The organism is Streptomyces sp. BI87 (assembly GCF_025957665.1).
Classification (GTDB): domain Bacteria; phylum Actinomycetota; class Actinomycetes; order Streptomycetales; family Streptomycetaceae; genus Streptomyces; species Streptomyces albidoflavus.
The window spans coordinates 2,752,876-2,767,929 of record NZ_CP110079.1 but is presented as its reverse complement, the minus strand read 5'-3'; the positions used below and the strand labels follow the sequence as shown (position 1 = coordinate 2,767,929).

At 74.6% G+C, this 15,054-nt stretch carries 14 protein-coding genes; 7 read left to right on the top strand and 7 right to left on the bottom strand.

Translation table 11 applies throughout. The annotated features are described in order from the left end of the window. Window positions 1-26 precede the first annotated feature (26 nt). The gene (locus OIM89_RS11910; protein WP_175458717.1) at window positions 27-473 is read left to right on the top strand and encodes a DUF1772 domain-containing protein; all 447 of its coding nucleotides are present in this window, start codon (window positions 27-29) and stop codon (window positions 471-473) included. A gap of 52 nt (window positions 474-525) precedes the next feature. Here OIM89_RS11910 and OIM89_RS11905 read toward each other — a convergent pair whose 3' ends face one another. From OIM89_RS11905 to OIM89_RS11890, 4 genes are all read right to left on the bottom strand, one after another. Further along, entirely contained in the window at window positions 526-2,220 is a 1,695-nt protein-coding gene (locus tag OIM89_RS11905; protein WP_195730538.1) for a transporter, read from the bottom strand. Continuing rightward, a complete protein-coding gene (locus tag OIM89_RS11900; RefSeq protein ID WP_047471156.1) occupies window positions 2,217-3,065 on the bottom strand; it encodes an ABC transporter ATP-binding protein in 849 nt (282 codons plus the stop codon). Before OIM89_RS11900 ends, OIM89_RS11905 begins: the two co-directional genes overlap by 4 nt. Before the next feature lie 174 nt (window positions 3,066-3,239). After that, entirely contained in the window at window positions 3,240-3,695 is a 456-nt protein-coding gene (locus OIM89_RS11895; protein ID WP_226964255.1) for a DUF6003 family protein, read from the bottom strand. A 136-nt stretch (window positions 3,696-3,831) separates the two neighbouring features. Next, on the bottom strand, window positions 3,832-4,485 hold the full coding sequence (locus OIM89_RS11890; RefSeq protein WP_030700037.1) for a bifunctional DNA primase/polymerase: 654 nt from the start codon (window positions 4,483-4,485) through the stop codon (window positions 3,832-3,834). Between the two features lie 440 nt (window positions 4,486-4,925). Between OIM89_RS11890 and OIM89_RS11885 the strand changes: the two genes are divergently transcribed. Together OIM89_RS11885 and OIM89_RS11880 are read left to right on the top strand one after the other, a co-directional pair. Continuing rightward, on the top strand, window positions 4,926-6,308 hold the full coding sequence (locus tag OIM89_RS11885; protein ID WP_030700036.1) for a hypothetical protein: 1,383 nt from the start codon (window positions 4,926-4,928) through the stop codon (window positions 6,306-6,308). A gap of 274 nt (window positions 6,309-6,582) precedes the next feature. Further along, a complete protein-coding gene (locus OIM89_RS11880) occupies window positions 6,583-8,109 on the top strand; it encodes a hypothetical protein (RefSeq protein ID WP_226964256.1) in 1,527 nt (508 codons plus the stop codon). Between the two features lie 30 nt (window positions 8,110-8,139). Here the strand turns inward: OIM89_RS11880 and OIM89_RS11875 are convergent, their stop codons facing one another. Further along, window positions 8,140-9,408: an ABC transporter substrate-binding protein gene (locus OIM89_RS11875; RefSeq protein ID WP_030700034.1), complete on the bottom strand. Its 1,269-nt coding sequence runs from the start codon at window positions 9,406-9,408 to the stop codon at window positions 8,140-8,142. Window positions 9,409-9,523: 115 nt separating this feature from the next. Between OIM89_RS11875 and OIM89_RS11870 the strand changes: the two genes are divergently transcribed. Both OIM89_RS11870 and purU read left to right on the top strand, forming a co-directional pair. Continuing rightward, a complete protein-coding gene (locus tag OIM89_RS11870) occupies window positions 9,524-10,024 on the top strand; it encodes an SCO4402 family protein (RefSeq protein WP_078858241.1) in 501 nt (166 codons plus the stop codon). Window positions 10,025-10,782: 758 nt separating this feature from the next. After that, entirely contained in the window at window positions 10,783-11,664 is an 882-nt protein-coding gene (gene purU, locus OIM89_RS11865; protein WP_030700072.1) for a formyltetrahydrofolate deformylase, read from the top strand. Between the two features lie 37 nt (window positions 11,665-11,701). Here the strand turns inward: purU and OIM89_RS11860 are convergent, their stop codons facing one another. Together OIM89_RS11860 and OIM89_RS11855 are read right to left on the bottom strand one after the other, a co-directional pair. After that, window positions 11,702-12,814 carry a maleylpyruvate isomerase N-terminal domain-containing protein gene (locus tag OIM89_RS11860; RefSeq protein WP_030700071.1) on the bottom strand — a complete coding sequence of 371 codons (1,113 nt, stop codon included), beginning with the start codon at window positions 12,812-12,814 and terminating at the stop codon, window positions 11,702-11,704. After that, the gene (locus OIM89_RS11855) at window positions 12,811-13,389 is read right to left on the bottom strand and encodes an RNA polymerase sigma factor (RefSeq protein WP_151168446.1); all 579 of its coding nucleotides are present in this window, start codon (window positions 13,387-13,389) and stop codon (window positions 12,811-12,813) included. The genes OIM89_RS11860 and OIM89_RS11855 overlap by 4 nt, the downstream gene beginning before the upstream one ends. A 479-nt stretch (window positions 13,390-13,868) precedes the next feature. On the opposite strand from OIM89_RS11855, the gene OIM89_RS11850 reads away from it, so the two are divergent. Both OIM89_RS11850 and OIM89_RS11845 read left to right on the top strand, forming a co-directional pair. Then, entirely contained in the window at window positions 13,869-14,243 is a 375-nt protein-coding gene (locus OIM89_RS11850) for an STAS domain-containing protein (RefSeq protein WP_030700069.1), read from the top strand. A 240-nt stretch (window positions 14,244-14,483) separates the two neighbouring features. Then, window positions 14,484-15,011 (top strand): EF-hand domain-containing protein, encoded by a 528-nt coding sequence (locus OIM89_RS11845; RefSeq protein ID WP_003950101.1) that lies wholly within the window; start codon window positions 14,484-14,486, stop codon window positions 15,009-15,011. Window positions 15,012-15,054 lie beyond the last annotated feature (43 nt).

Sequence of the window (15,054 nt, the reverse complement as noted above, 5' to 3'; positions counted from 1 at the left end):
AGCTCTCTGGTTCTGGAGGGATCGTCATGCTCCACGCACTACAGGTCTTCACCACGGTGATCGTCGGCGTGATGGTGGGGGTGGAGTTCTGCGTAGCCGTCTTCGTCAACGCGATCATGAACGCCCTCCCCGGCGACAACGGCCAGCTCGGCCGCTCCCACGGAGGCCGCCTCCTCGGCGCCGTGATGCCCTACTGGTACTTCACCTCGCTCGGCCTCGCCGCGGTCTGGGCCGTGGCCACCTGGGGCGAAAAGGGCTCCGCCCTCGTCGTCACCGCAGGCGGGCTGCTGGTCGTCAGCGTCCTGATGTCGGTGCTGCTGCTCGTCCCCATCAACAACCGCGGCAAGACCTGGACCCCCGAGAACCGGCCCGACGACTGGGAGCAGCAGACGAAGCGCTGGGACCGGTACCACTACCTGCGGGTCGCGGTGATCGTGGCGGCGTTCGCTCTGCTGGTGGGGGCGCTTGTTTGAGGGGGGCTCCCCTCCCCTCCCCCCCGCCCCACCCACCCCCACCACCCCACCCCTACCCCCGACTAACCGCCCCCAGAATCTCCGGCAGCCGCCCCGCCGTCCTCGGCGCCGCCACCCGCAGCCCCGCGTACGCCAGCAGCGTCCCGTACCCCACCCCCGCCGGCAGCATCACCCAGAGCCACCCGTGTGCCCCGCCCACGTGCAGCCCGATCTGGAGCCCGACCAGCGGAAGGCAGAGTGCCGCCCCCGCGACCATGCCGCCGAGCACGCTGATCCAGGCCAGTCCTGCCTGGCCGGGGGCGACGTTCTTGTTGCCCTCCTGCGGGATCGCGTAGGCGTACCGCGCGGAGGCCCAGGCGCCGGTGGCCGTCATGGCGCCGAGCAGGGCGTAGGAGAGCCCCAGGGCCTCGGGGAGCTGCGTCCAGGCGCCGAGCAGGGCGGCGGTCAGGACGGTGACGAGGGTGGCGTACGGCAGGGTGACCGTCAGCAGGGCCAGGGCGCGGGCACGTAGTTCCACGTAGGCGTCGCGGGCGGAGGAGATGGTGAGGGCGACCATCCAGAAGGCCGAGGTGTCCTGGCCGAACTGGTTGTACATCTGGACGCCGAGCATTCCCGCCGCGAAGCACGCCAGGTAGACCGAGCCGGAGCCCTGGACGGCGTTGAAGACCGGGACGATCAGGCCGATCGCCAGGGAGGTGATCCATGCCGCCTTGGTCTTCGGGTCGCGCCACATGTAGCGCAGCGACCGTTCGATCGCCGCCGCCGTCCGCTCCCGCTCCCGGCCCGCGGGGGCGAGCGCGTAGGAGTAGCGGGTGAGGCGGGAGGCGCGGCCGGCGCGGTTCTTGCGGGCCGGGCCGTCGGCGGCGCCGAGGGTCGAGCCGTCCGGTGCCGTCATCAGCTTGGTCAGCGAACGCCGCCACCACAGCAGCAGCAGTCCGAGGGCGACCGCGGCGAGTACCAGCTGCGCCAGGGCCTCGCCCCACTGCCCGCGCCCCGCCTCCTCCACGGAGGAGAGCGCCGACACCGGGGGTGTCCAGCGCAGCACGGCGACGGCCGGGTCGAGCTGGGAGAGGCCGCCCGCGGAGCCGATGCGCTGCACCGCGAAGTTCACCACCTGCGCGCCGACCGCGATGATCAGCCCGCTGAGCACCGCCAGGTCGCGGCCCTTGCGGCTGGTCAGCAGCCGGGTGTTGGCGGCGGCGACGGCCCGGGCCAGCGCCACGCAGACCAGCAGCGCCAGCACGCCCGCCGGTATCGCGACGGTGGCCGCCGCCCAGCCGTGCGCCAGCGCCACCAGGGAACCCGTCAGCAGGCAGAGCGTGAAGAACGGGCCCAGTCCCACCAGTGAGGCCACCAGCAGCGAGCGGACCAGCGGCTCGGGGCGCAGCGGCAGCATGACCAGCCGGGTCGGGTCGAGCGTCTCGTCGCCGCTCGGGAAGAACAGCGGCATCACGGCCCAGCCGAGCGCCAGCGCCGCCGCCAGGACCAGCGTGACCGTCGGCGCGTAGGGGTGGCCGCGCAGTGCCACCAGGCCGAGGACGAGCAGCGCGGCGAAGAGCAGCGAGACGACGGCGGAGGCGAGGTAGGCGGCGCGGCGGCCGGAGGACTGGCGCAGGCCGTTGCGGAGCAGGGAGAGCTTGAGGCGGACCAGGGTCGCGGTGAGGGGCCGGCCGCCCGGTGGAGGCGGTGGTGGTCCGGCGGCGGCGGGCGGGAGCGGCGCGGGCGCCGTCGTCGCGTGGTCGCTCATCGGGCACCGCCCAGCCAGTCGAGGGTGGAGCCGGTGCTGCGGTCCTGTGCGCCGACCAGTTCCAGGAAGGCGGCCTGGAGGGAGGCGGCCTCGCCGCGCACCTCGGCCACGGCGCCGTCGGCCCGGATCGTCCCGGCGGCCATCACGGCGACCCAGTCGCAGAGCGACTCGACCAGTTCCATGACGTGGCTGGAGAAGACGACGGTGGCGCCCGAGGCCGTGTAGCCCTCCAGGACCTCCCGGATGGTCTGCGCGGAGACCGGGTCGACGCCCTCGAAGGGCTCGTCGAGGAAGAGGACCTCGGGGTTGTGGAGGAGCGCCGAGGCGAGGCCGATCTTCTTCCGCATGCCGGTCGAGTAGTCCACGACCAGCTTGTGCTGCGCGCCGGCGAGGCCGAGGACGTCCAGGAGCTGGGTGGCGCGCTGGTCGGTGACCTCGCCGGGCAGGCCGCGCAAGCGGCCGATGTAGGCGAGGAGTTCCCGGCCGGAGAGCCGCTCGAAGAGGCGCAGCCCTTCCGGCAGCACGCCGATGCGGGCCTTGACCTCGGCGGGGTCGCGCCACACGTCGTGGCCCACCACCTCCACCGTGCCCTCGTCGGGCCGGAGCAGGCCGGTGACCATGGAGAGGGTGGTGGTCTTGCCCGCTCCGTTGGGTCCGACCAGGCCGATGAACCTGCCCGCGGGCAACTCCAGGTCGATCCCCGCGACGGCGGTCTGCTGCCCGAACCGCTTCCACAGCCCGCGCACCCGCACGGCCGGCACGGCGGCCTGTGGTGTCCCCGCGCCCGAGATGGCGGTCGCGGCCGCCTCGTCACGTGCCCGGGCCTGCTCGTTCTCCCTGGTCATGTCCAGCCCTCTCGTCCCCGTCGGACGGTCTTCCGCCCCCGACGGCCCACACACTACGGGCGGACGGGAAAACGCGAGCGAGCCTGTGGATAACGTCGGCGAAGGCTGGCGCCGCAACGCCCCCGGCCTGTGGAAAAGTGCGCGTAACCGCAGGTCGGGTGGGATTCGGAGGGTTTACGGACGGGTCGCGGCAGCCTCGCCGCCGCGCTCCGCGGCGGCCGCCTTCACCGCTGTCAGCTCCTCCCCGGTCAGCTCCGCCACCCGGTGCGCCGGCACCCCGGCCGCCAGGGCCCGCCGCAGCAGGCCCTCCCGGTCCTCGGTGCAGGAGCGGTAGGCGCGCAGTTCGCGCTCGACGCCGGCCACGGGCTCGGGGGCGTTGCGGGTGCGTACGGTGCTCAGTTCCCCGGGGCTGAGGGGGACGGGCAGTTTCTCCGCGTCCTCGGGGAGGGCCGCCGTCTCCTCGGGCGGGACGACGTACAGGCGGGGCGAGGCGGCCGTGACCTCGTGGGCCGCCAGCCACGCCCGTACCGCCGGGGTGTCGAGGCAGGCGAGCGGGCCGGTCGCGGCCAGGGGGGTGCCGAGCGGCGTCGCGGGGCCCTCCAGCAGGACGAGGTAGGCGTCATCGGTCATCGGTGCTCCTCACGGGACAGGGCCGGGTGGTGTGCCGTGCGGCACACGTACCCGGGAAACGCCCCGGCACGGCAGGCGGGCGGGCACGCGGCCCGTCCGGTCCGCCCTGCCCGCCCGCGCTCACGTCTCCGGGGGATCACACCCCGGCGCCGACATCCCTCCCGCACGCGTACGCCAGGGGGCTGATGACGTTCTCGGCGTCCGGGAGCCAGCGGTTGGCCGGGGTCGGGCGGGACGCCCACTGGACGGCGCCGGCGGAGCCGAAGCGGGTCGGGGGCGCGGCCACGTAGTCGCCCTCGCCGAGGACGGTCAGGTCGAGGCGGGCGGGGAGCCAGCCGAGGGAGCGGATCAGGTCGGGGACCTTGCCGGCGGCGCCGGGCAGGACGAGGAACTGCATGCGGCGGTCGGGGCTGCGGGTGACCGGGCCGAGCGCCAGCTCCATCCGCTCCATCCGCGCCAGCGCGAGGAAGCCGGCGGTCTCGGGGACGTCGATGGCGTCGAAGGCGCGGCCGGTGGGGAGGAGGACGGAGGCCCGGGGCTGCGCCGCCCAGAGCTCGCGGGCGACCGTGGCGCTGCCGGTGGCCTGCGCCTGCCACTCGGCGTGCGCCGGGTGTGCGCCGGGCGCGGGGCAGGCGGCCTCCCCGCAGGAGCAGCGTTCGGTGCCCGCGACCGCCTCCAGCCAGGCGCCGGGGACCACGTCCCAATGGCGTTCCTCGGCGTACCGCACCGCCGTCTCCGGCGGCTGCTCGCCGCGCTGCTGGGGGATCTGCCCGGCCGCTCTGACTCCCATGGTCTTTTCCACGCCCGGCTCAACTCCCGCACCCACCTCCGGTTACGGCCCCCGCGTGCGCCGGGATGGCGCATCGATTCCGCACCTGGGGCGCACGGGGGCATCTGCGGGGGCGCGTACGAGCGGAGGGGGCGGGCCCGGGGTAGCCAAGGACGGGGGGACGGCGGGGCGGGGGGCGTGTCCGCACGCCGGTACCGGCCCGACGGGCCCCGGCCCCACGGGGGTTCGGCTCCGCAACCTCACTCCCTGGAGTGAAAAACGGTACACAGCGCGTCCGTTCGAAGAAACGGACAGAGGGGCATTTCCGGATAAGCGCGCATCTTCCGCGCACTGTCCGGGCATTGATCACGCCAGGACGGTGACAGACAGCCACCACCGCCTGAGGGAGCGGGTCCCTCAGGCCCATCCGATGGACCACGGTGCACAGCAGGGGGTACGCCATGGCCGCCAGGCCACTCGTCGCGCGCCAGCCCAACGAAAGGCTGCAGGCGCTCATCCAGGAAGCGGGCTGTTCCAACGCCGGTCTTGCCCGCCGGGTCAACATGTGCGGAGCCGAACACGGACTGGACCTGCGCTACGACAAGACGTCCGTGGCGCGCTGGCTGCGCGGCCAGCAGCCACGCGGCCGCGCCCCGGGCGTCATCGCCGAGGCCCTCGGCCGCAAACTCGGCCGTACGGTCACGATCGACGAGATCGGCATGGCCAACGGCAAGAACCTCGCCTCCGGCGTCGGCCTCCAGTTCTCGCCCACCGTGCTCGGCGCCATCGAGCAGGTCTGCGAGCTGTGGCGCAGCGACGTCGGCCGTCGCGACTTCCTCTCCGGCTCCACGGTCGCCTCCTCGGCCCTCGTCGAGCCCAGCCGCGACTGGCTGATCTCCGTCCCCGACGGCCAGGTCAGCCGCCAGGCCGGGCCACGCGTCGGCCAGGCCGACGTCGCCGCCGTGCGCGCCATGACGCAGGCCCTCGTCGACCTCGACCACCAGTACGGCAGCGGGCACGTGCGGCCCGTCGTCGTCCACTACCTCAACAGCGTCGTCTCCGGGCTGCTCGCCGGCTCCTACCGCGAGGCGGTCGGCCGGGAGCTCTTCTCCGCCGTCTCCCGCCTCACCGAACTGGCCGGATACATGGCGGTCGACACCGGGCAGCCGGGACTGGCCCAGCGCTATTACATCCAGGCCCTCCGCCTTGCCCAGGCCGCCGGCGACCGTGGGTACGGCGGGTACGTCCTCGCCGCCTCCATGAGCCACCTCGCCGCCCAGCTCGGCAACCCACGCGAGATCGCCCAGCTCGCCCGCGCCGCCCAGGAAGGAGCCAAGGGCCGGGCCACCCCGCGCGCCGAAGCCCTCTTCCACGCCGCCGAGGCCCGCGGCCACGCCCTCCTCGGCGACGGCTCCGCCGCCGACGCCGCGATGGGCCGCGCCGCCGACTCCATGGAACAGGCCGGCACCGAGAGCGCCGACGACCCGGTGTGGATCAGCCATTTCGACCACGCCTACCTCGCCGACGAACTGGCCCACTGCCACCGCGACCTGGGCCGCCCCGCCCAGGCCGCCCGGTACGCGGAACAGGCCCTGGCCGGCCACCCCGTCACCCGGGTCAGGCGGCGCGCCATCGGCCTCACCCTGCTCGCCGCCGCCCAGGTCCAGGAGCGGGACATCGAACGCGCCTGCCACACCGGCACCCGCGCCGCCGAACTCCTCGGCACGCTCCGCTCCAGCCGCGGCACCGAGTACCTCGACGACCTCCAGCAACGGCTGACGCCCTTCCAGGACGAGCCGGTGGTGCGGGAGTTCGGCGCCCGCCTCGAACTGCGGGCGGCCTGAGGTGGAACGGCCCCCTCCGGCCCCGCCCGTGAACGGCCGGTGGCCGCCGCATGGCCGTCAACAGCGCCTTGGGTCCGCGTTCTGTTACACCCCGCCGGCCCGGCCTCCCGGCGGGGCCGGTCCGCCCTGAGCTGCGTGGCACCGTACGGAGGGAACCCGGTAGCGTGAACCGGCGATGACGAAGTTCCCCCCTACGTAGGAGTCCTCGGTGAGTCAGAGCGGACAGGGCGCAGAGCCGCACCCACGCCCGACGGGTCCGGCACGCGAAGGTGTCGTGCACCCCGGCGACGGCAGCTCTCCCCTGCTGCCCGGAACCACCGGGGACCCCGCAGGACCGGCCGGTGCCGCGCCCTGGGGCGGGCACCAGGGGCAGGAACAGCAGTGGGGCGGCCAGGCGCCCGGTACCGCGCAGCAGCCCGGCGCGTACGGCACGGGCCAGGCCCCCTCCTGGGACAGCGCCCCGCACCCCCCGCAGGGGTACGGCTACCCGCCCCCGCAGCAGGCCGGACCGCCGCAGGGGTACGGCTACCCGCCGCCCCAGCAGGCCGGGCAGCCCCAGGGGTACGGCTACCCGCCGCCGCACGGGCAGCCCCCGCCGCCGTACGGCTCCGGCGCGCCCGCGCAGGCCCCGCAGGGCGCCGGACCGCTGCCGCCCGCCCAGCCGCCCGCCGGCGACCAGGACGCCACGCAGTTCATCGCGCCCGTACCGGCCGCCCCCGCCCAGCCGCAGCCCTACGACGAGGGCGCCACCCAGTACATACCCCCGGTCCCCGGCGGCCCGGCCGGCGCCGGTCCGCTGCCCGGCGCCCTGCCGCCCGAGGCGCCCTCGGAGTCGACCCGCCACCTCGGCACCGGCCGGCCCGCTCACGCCGCCCACGCGCAGCCCCCGTCCCCGGACGAGGACGCCACCCAGTACATCGCCCCCGTCCCCGCCCAGGGTCCGCCCGCCGGGTACGGGCAGGAGCCCGGCGAGCGCCAGCCCCCGGCCGAGTTCGACAACCTCTTCCGCTCCGCCCCGGCCGACAGCGACACCCCCGGCGCCACCCAGCAGATGCCCCGCGTCGACCCCGGCCGGCCCCAGCCCGCACCCGGCTACGGCGGGCCCGCCCAGCCGCCCGCCGGCCGGGCCGCCGCCCGCAAGGCCGCCGAGCCGGAGCCCCGGGGCCGCACCGGTTCCAAGGGGCCGCTGGTCGCGGCGGTCGTGGTCGGCTGCGCCGTCCTCGGCCTCGGCGCGGGCGCGCTGCTCAGCGGCGGCGGGGACGACGACAAGAAGTCCGGCGAGCCGGAGAACGTCTCGGCCTCCGCCCCCGCCGAGGAGAAGCCCTCGCCCTCCCCGTCCGTGGACCCGGTGCGCGAGCAGGCCGTCGCCCTCGACAAGCTCCTCGCCGACAGCAACAACAGCCGCGCCGCCGTCATCCGATCGGTCGCCAACATCCAGAAGTGCGAGTCGCTCGACCAGGCCGCCTCCGACCTGCGCGACGCCGCCAAGCAGCGGAACGACCTGGTCCGCCGGCTCGGCGAGATACAGGTCGACAAGCTCCCCGAGCACCAGCGGCTGACCGCCGCGCTCACCAAAGCGTGGAAGGCGTCCGCCGAGGCCGACAACCGGTACGCCACCTGGGCCGACCAGACCAAGGGCAAGCGCGCCTGCCGCGACGGCCAGGCCCGCTCCACCGGTCAGCACGCCGCCGGCAACCGGGCCAGCGGCGAGGCGACCAAGGCCAAGAACGAGGCCGCCCCGCTCTGGAACTCCATCGCCGCCGAGTACGGCCTGACCAAGCACACCCCCACCCAGCTCTGACAGCGCCGGGCAGCCCGGCGCCGCACCGCCTCACGGGGTCGCGGCCAGCGTCCCCGTCAGGTCGTGCGGCCCGGACCCCGTCGCCGTCAGCCGGCCCGAGCGCACCGTCTGGAAGGTGACCTCGGCGTTGACCAGTCGCGGATGGTCGCGGGCGGCCAGCAGGTCCTCGAACCGCCAGCGCAGCTCCGGGGTGAGCCCGCCGGTCTCCACGCTCAGCCCGTCGTCCAGGACCCGGTGGACCTCACGGGCGGTGACCCGGTCCGCGTCCACCGCGGCGACGGCCCGGCGCAGCACCTCGTAGGCGATCCAGGTGGTCTGGACGCCGGCGTCGGCCGGGTCGATCCGGTTGTCGTCGAAGGCGTGGTCGCGGATGACGCGGCGCATCGGCGCCCACCGGTCGTCCGAGGCCACCGGGTACCAGCCGGTGACGTAGGCGCCCTCGTACGGGCCGCGCGCGCCGCCGGTGCGGTCCACCAGGGACTGGTCGACGCCGCCGAGGACCGAGGCGATCCGTACCTCCCGGCCCTCGGCGGCGCGCGCCCGGCGGAAGGTGTCGAAGAAGGTGTCGGTGCGGTCGCCGAGGACCGCCGTGACGCAGTCCGGCCGCGCCGAGCCGGGCGGGGCCGCCGACAGCACCCGCGCCGCCTGCGCCGTGTACTCGCGGGCCGACTCCGGCGCCGGTACGTCGACGGCCCTGCCCGCGCCCGCCTCGGCCAGCCCCGCGTCCAGCAGCCCCGGCAGCGCGTCGCCCGCGACCGTGTCGGGCCGCACCAGGAAGACCCGCCCGCACTCCTCGCCGAGCTGGCGCCCGTTGCCCGCCAGCAGCGCCGCCTGGCCGCCGTTGACCGGGTAGGAGAGCGGGCTGGTGAACTCCTCGCCCGTCACCCCGTACCCGCCGATGTAGGGGATGTCGGCCGCCTCCAGCGGCGAGAGGAACGACCGGCCGTGCTGGCTGTACGAGCCGACCACCGCCACCACGTCCTCGCGGACCGCGCGCCGGGCGCAGGCCGCCGCACCCTCGCTGTTGTTGCCGTCGTCGCAGGTCAGCACCTTCAGCTCGTGGCCGTCGACACCGCCCGAGGCGTTGACCCAGCGGGCGATCGCCTCGGCCATGGCGGGCATCCCCGGCTTGTCGGTGGCGCCCGTCCGCTCCGGCGCCCAGGTCATCACCGTGACCGGTTCCCGTCCGCCGCCCTGCGCGTCGGCGGGCAGCAGGCCGCAGCCGGCGGTCAGCGCCGCCGTGAGGGCGGTGAGGAGGGTGAGGCGGGCGGGCGAGCGTCTGGAGCGGCGGCCGGTCATGGGCCGCACGCTCTCCCCTGCGGGCGACACCTGGCGTCATCCGCGCGCAACAGCGCGTGACGGAGAGGTGAATTGGGGGTGCGCGGCGGGCGGGATGCCCGGGAACGTACCATCCATGACCGTGCAAAGCTCGGAGAAGTCTTCCCGTCGTGCCCGCCGTTCCTCCACCATGGGCGGCATGCCCATGACCGACATGCCGTGGTGGCGCTGGCGCCTGAATGTGCGCTCAGGGCTGCACATGCTCTCCGACGCCGCGTTCCAGCAGAACGTCTGGCTCGCCGGCCTTCCGGGCTACGGCGACGTCACCGACGCCGTCTACCGCCTGGTCGAGGACACCTGGCTCGACAACTGGTCCGCCGACAAGTACGTCGGCACGATCTTCCGTGACGCTCACGAGGCCGCGCTCGTGGACGCCGCCGTCCTCAAGGTGCTGCGGATACTCCACGAGGTCGGCCCGGACGCCGCCGTCCCCGTCTATCTCCAGCACCCCGGATGGCCCGAGGCGGTCCACGCCGCCCGCCAGGCCCACGTCGCCCTCGCCGCCGCCGACGGCGACGACCCCGACGTGCCTCCCCGCACCCTCGACGCCCTGACTTCCCTCAAGCGCGCCGCCTGACCCCGCCCCCCGGCCGCTGGGCTCCGCTTCGACCGCCCCGCTCACCCATGGCCTCACTCGCCGGCCGGGCTCACTGGCCTGCGGCCCGGCTGGGGTGTCTTTCGGCTGCGCCCCGGTTTGCCCGTGCCGGTCAACGATTGGCCTCAATCGCCGGCCGGGCTGTGAGGTTCGCGGTTTCTCCGGTGCGGGGGTGGGGTGGGGCCGCGCCGGGGTACCTCCTCACAAACTGCATGGTGCGGGGTCAATTGGAGCATGGCGGCCTCGTGTGCAGTTTGCTGCGGGGGCACCCCGGCACGTCCCCGCCCCACGGTCTCGTACGCGGCCGACCGCCGGGGGAGGGGATGAGGCCGTCCCCGATACCGGGCTTCTCCACAGCGACCACCGTCGTCACTTCAGCTGGTCTCACAGATCAATGGGGGGCGGCCTGTCTTTTCTCCTCCCACCGGCGGGACGACGCCGGCGAGACGGTAGGGCGGGGTCGTGCCGGGGTGCCCCCGCAGCAAACTGCACACACGGCCGCCTTGAAGCGACTGACCCCGCACCCTGCAGTTTGTGAGGAGGTACCCCGGTGCGGCCCCGCCCGACCCAGACGGCGAACGAACCGCGAACCCCACAGCCCGGCCGGCGTTTGAGGCCAATCGGTGACCGGTACGGGCAAACCGGGGCGCAGCCGAAAGACACCCCAGCCGGGCCGCAGGCCAGCGAGCCCGGCCGGCGAGTGAGGCCACGGCCCCCGGCGATATGGGACCCTGGCCAGCATGACTGACCAGCCCGGCCCCGCCGAGGAGCCGACCGACAGCTACGTCCTCACCCTCGCCTGCCCCGACAGGCAAGGCATCGTCCACGCCGTGTCGAGCTACCTCTTCATGACCGGCTGCAACATCGAGGACAGCCAGCAGTTCGGCGACCACGACACGGGCCTGTTCTTCATGCGGGTCTCCTTCTCGGCCGGCTCCCCGGTCTCCGTCGAGAAGCTCCGAGCCTCCTTCGCCGCCATCGGCGACTCCTTCCGCATGGAGTGGCAGATCCACCGCTCCGAGGAGCGCATGCGGATCGTCCTCATGGTGAGCAAGTTCGGCCACTGCCTCAACGACCTGCTCTTCCGCGCCCGCATCGGCGCCCTCCCGGTGGACATCGCCGCCGTCGTCTCCAACCACCCGACCTTCGCCGAGCTGGTCGAGTCGTACGGCATCCCCTTCCACCACATCCCGGTCACCAAGGACACCAAGGCCGAGGCCGAGCAGCGCGTCCTGGACCTGGTCGAGCAGGAGGGCGTCGAGCTGGTGGTGCTCGCCCGCTACATGCAGGTGCTCTCGGAGAACTTCTGCAAGCAGCTCAGCGGCCGGATCATCAACATCCACCACTCCTTCCTGCCGAGCTTCAAGGGCGCCAAGCCCTACCACCAGGCGCACGCCCGGGGCGTGAAGCTGATCGGCGCCACCGCGCACTACGTCACCAGCGACCTCGACGAGGGCCCGATCATCGAGCAGGAGGTCGAGCGGGTCGGCCACGAGGTCACCCCCGAGCAGCTCGTCGCCGTCGGCCGCGACGTCGAGTGCCAGGCGCTCGCCCGCGCCGTGAAGTGGCACGCCGAGCACCGCATCCTGCTCAACGGCCACCGCACCGTCGTCTTCGCCTGAGGACTCACCGGCGCGCCCGGTCCACCCCGGGCGCGCCTCACATGCGGCTGAGCGAGGCCGCCGCGAAGAGCACCTCGTGGACCGCGTCCATGTCCCCGTCCTGCCCGGCCGCCGCCTCCCGGGGCTGCACGTGGCCGGCGGCCAGCCGGCAGAACTCCACGCCGTCCAGCGCCACGTGCGCCACCGCCCGCCCGGACTCCGCCCCGGTCTCGTCGGCCTCGCCGTCCAGCCCGATGTACCAGTCGCCGCCGCCCGCGCCCTCGATCTCCAGGTGCAGCACGCCGCCCGGCTCCGGCTCACCCCGCCCGAGCCCCGCCTCGCGCCGCCGCCCGATCACCCCGGGCAGCATCCGCGCCGCCAGGTCGATCATCCCGTTGAGGTGGCGCGGCTTGGGCGGGTCGTACGGGTAGTCCACCGCCCCCGCGATGTCCTCGGCGTGCACCCAGCACTCGAAGGCCCGGTCCAGCAGCGAGTCCCGCAGCGGCAGCGCGTATCCGCCGTACGCCACGTCCAGGGCGGCGGAGCGGTCGCTCTCCAGCGAGAGCGCGCTGACCAGCCGGTGGCTCTGCTCCCGCCACGGCCGCCGTACCGAGCGGGTCTGCGGCAGCGGCGAGGCGTTCCACAGGGCCTCGGTCCGGGCGTCCGGCGCCACCAGGTGGGCCGGGGTCCGCGCGCCGAGCGGGTCCTCCAGGCCGAGGGCGACCGCGACCAGGCCGTCCACGGTCATCAGGTGCCCGATCACCCCGGCGACCGTGGTCCGCCGCCCCACCTGCTTCTCGCCCTCGAACCAGCGCAGCCGCACCGGCGCGTGCCACTCGGCGTCCTGGATGTCCTGGAGCAGCGCGTCGAGCCGCGCCGTCTCCGTGTCGTACGCGGCCGCCCACTCCGGCACCGGGATCTTCGGCGGGCGCCGGTCCAGGCAGCTCTCCAGGACGCGGGCGCGCAGCCCCGGGTCGAGGTCGAGCGGCTCCTCGTGGTGGAGCAGGCCGACGGCGTCCCGCAGCCGGTGGGCCTCCTCGGCGCACCGGGCGCACTCGGGAAGGTGGCTCTCGACCGCCGCCGCCTCCTCGGGCGAGCAGGCGGAGAGCGCCCAGGCGCCGAGGTACGACATCAGCGCGCGGTGGTCCACGTCGAGCCGGGCCGCGGTCATATCGCGCCGGAGAAGGTGGACGGGGCGCCCGGCGGCCGGGGCGCCCCGGCGGTGGCCAGCATCTGGAGGCCCAGGCGCAGCCTGCGGCGTACCTCCTCCTCGCTGACGCCGAGGTCGGCGGCGGTCTGCCGGTGGTCGCGCCGCTGGTGGTAGGCGAGGTTGAGGGCGGCCCGGAGCGGGGCGGGCATGGCGGTGACGATGTAGTCGGCGCGGGCGGCGGTGGCGGCCCGGTGCACGGTCCGCTCCAGTTCCTCGGCGCTGCCGCGGCCGGTGACGGCGTGCTCGGCGGCGCCGGTGGCGCGCAGGAGTTCGACCGCGCGGTGGTGGGCGAGCGAGGCGATCCAGGAGCGGAGCGAGCGCTCGCCCGGCGTGAAGTCGCCCGGGCGCTCCCAGGCGTGGGTGAAGACGTCCCGGGTGACGCGGTCGGCGGCCCGCTCGTCCTCCAGGACCCGGTGGGCCAGGCTGTGGACGAGGGGCGCGTAACGGTCGTAGAGCTCGCCGAGGGCGGCCGCCTCGCCGTCGAGGAGGCGGTCGCGCATCAGCCGGTCGCGGTCACACGGTGTCCCCGGCGTCATACGGCCCCCTCCCGGTCCGGTGAGCCCGGGGGCGCCCGGACATGGCCGGATGCGAACCGGCCGTTCTCCGGGATGCCGGTGCGCGCACGGGCTCTGGGAGGCAATGTAGTGCGCGGACGGGGTTCACACCCCCCTTTGCGGCAATGTGCTGACGCGGGGGACGTGCTGGTGGTAGTGGGTGTGCGGCAGCTCACGCACGCCGTCGGGAAGTCCCCGGACGCCCCGGAGCCGCCGGGCGCCCGCTGGGGCGCGTGGTGCGGGAGGGGGCGCGCGGGACGGCGTAACCGTGCTGATCACGCCGGGGGAGCGGCCGGAACCGGCCACGTCGGCAAGGGAGGGGCGGTATTCGGCCATGACCGGGTGTGCTGGATCATGGACCGTGCGCACGGGGGTGTTTCATGGGAGTGCGGCCGGGCAGCCGCGTACGAAGCGGAAGCGTAGGAATGGCTTCCGGATCAGCGAGCGGGAGGCAGGACGGCGTGGCGCTCACAGTGACCGACGCGGAGCACGGCGGGTGGGCTGTGCTCCATGTGGCGGGCGAACTCGACCTGGTCAGCTCCCCGGTGGTGCGCCAGCGGGTCCACGACGTGGTGGCGAAAGGACGGCACGAACTCGTCCTCGACCTCTCCGACGTCCTGTTCTGCGACTCCAGCGGCGTCGGTGTCCTGATCGCGACCCGCCGCCTGATCCGCTCCTGTCAGGGCAGGCTGCGGCTGATCCTCCCGGCCAAGGGCGCCGAGGACGGCTCGCACGTCAACCGCGTCCTCGCCGCGCTCGGCGTACGCCGGCTCTTCGAGGTCTACCCGGACGTCACCGCCGCCCTCGACGAGCAGACCCGCCCCCTCACCGCCTGATCCGCCCCGCTTCCCCGGCCCCGTACGGCCCCGCGCCGTGACCGGACGGTCCCGCACCGCGACCTCCGCCGCTCCGCGTGGGGCGCAGTGTTGCGGTCCTGGCACAGAATCCCGCGAATCGGCGCAGGTCGTGGCGGGGGCGACGTAATCTCCCAGGCGGTGGCCGGTGTTCCGCACCCCGGTGCGCGGGCCACGTCAGGAGCCGCAGCCCAGACCGATCGAGAGGCGGTCCCCCAGCCCATGGACAGTGCCCAGTACCAGCGCACCATCGCCGCCAGGTTCACCGTGTTCGACCAGGACGGCAACGGCCACATCTCGCGCGAGGACTTCAGCGCCGCCGCCGCGGCCCTGCTCGCCGAGTTCGGCGCCACCGCCCGCTCCGAGAAGGGCCAGGCCCTCTACTACGGCGCCGAGGCCCTCTGGCAGGGGCTCGCCGGCATCGCGGACCGCGACGGCGACCAGCGCATCACCCGCTCCGAGTTCGCGCACAGCGCGGTCAAGCGGCTGCGGGACAGCCCCGAGCGGTTCGCGGAGATCGCCCGCCCCTTCGTGCGGGCCGCCGTGGCCGTCGCCGACGGCGGCGAGGACCGCGCCGCCGGGCGGACGCAGACGGTGCGCATGCTCACCGCGCTGGGCATCGAGCCCGACACCGCCACCGCCGCCGTGGAGACGCTCGACGGCGACGAGGGACGCATCGGTGAGGACCGCCTGCTGAAGGCCGTCGCCGCCTACTTCACCACCGCCGACCCCGACGCCCGGGATCTGTGAGGGCGTTCCGGGGGGGGGGCACGGACAGGGACAGGAATGAGGG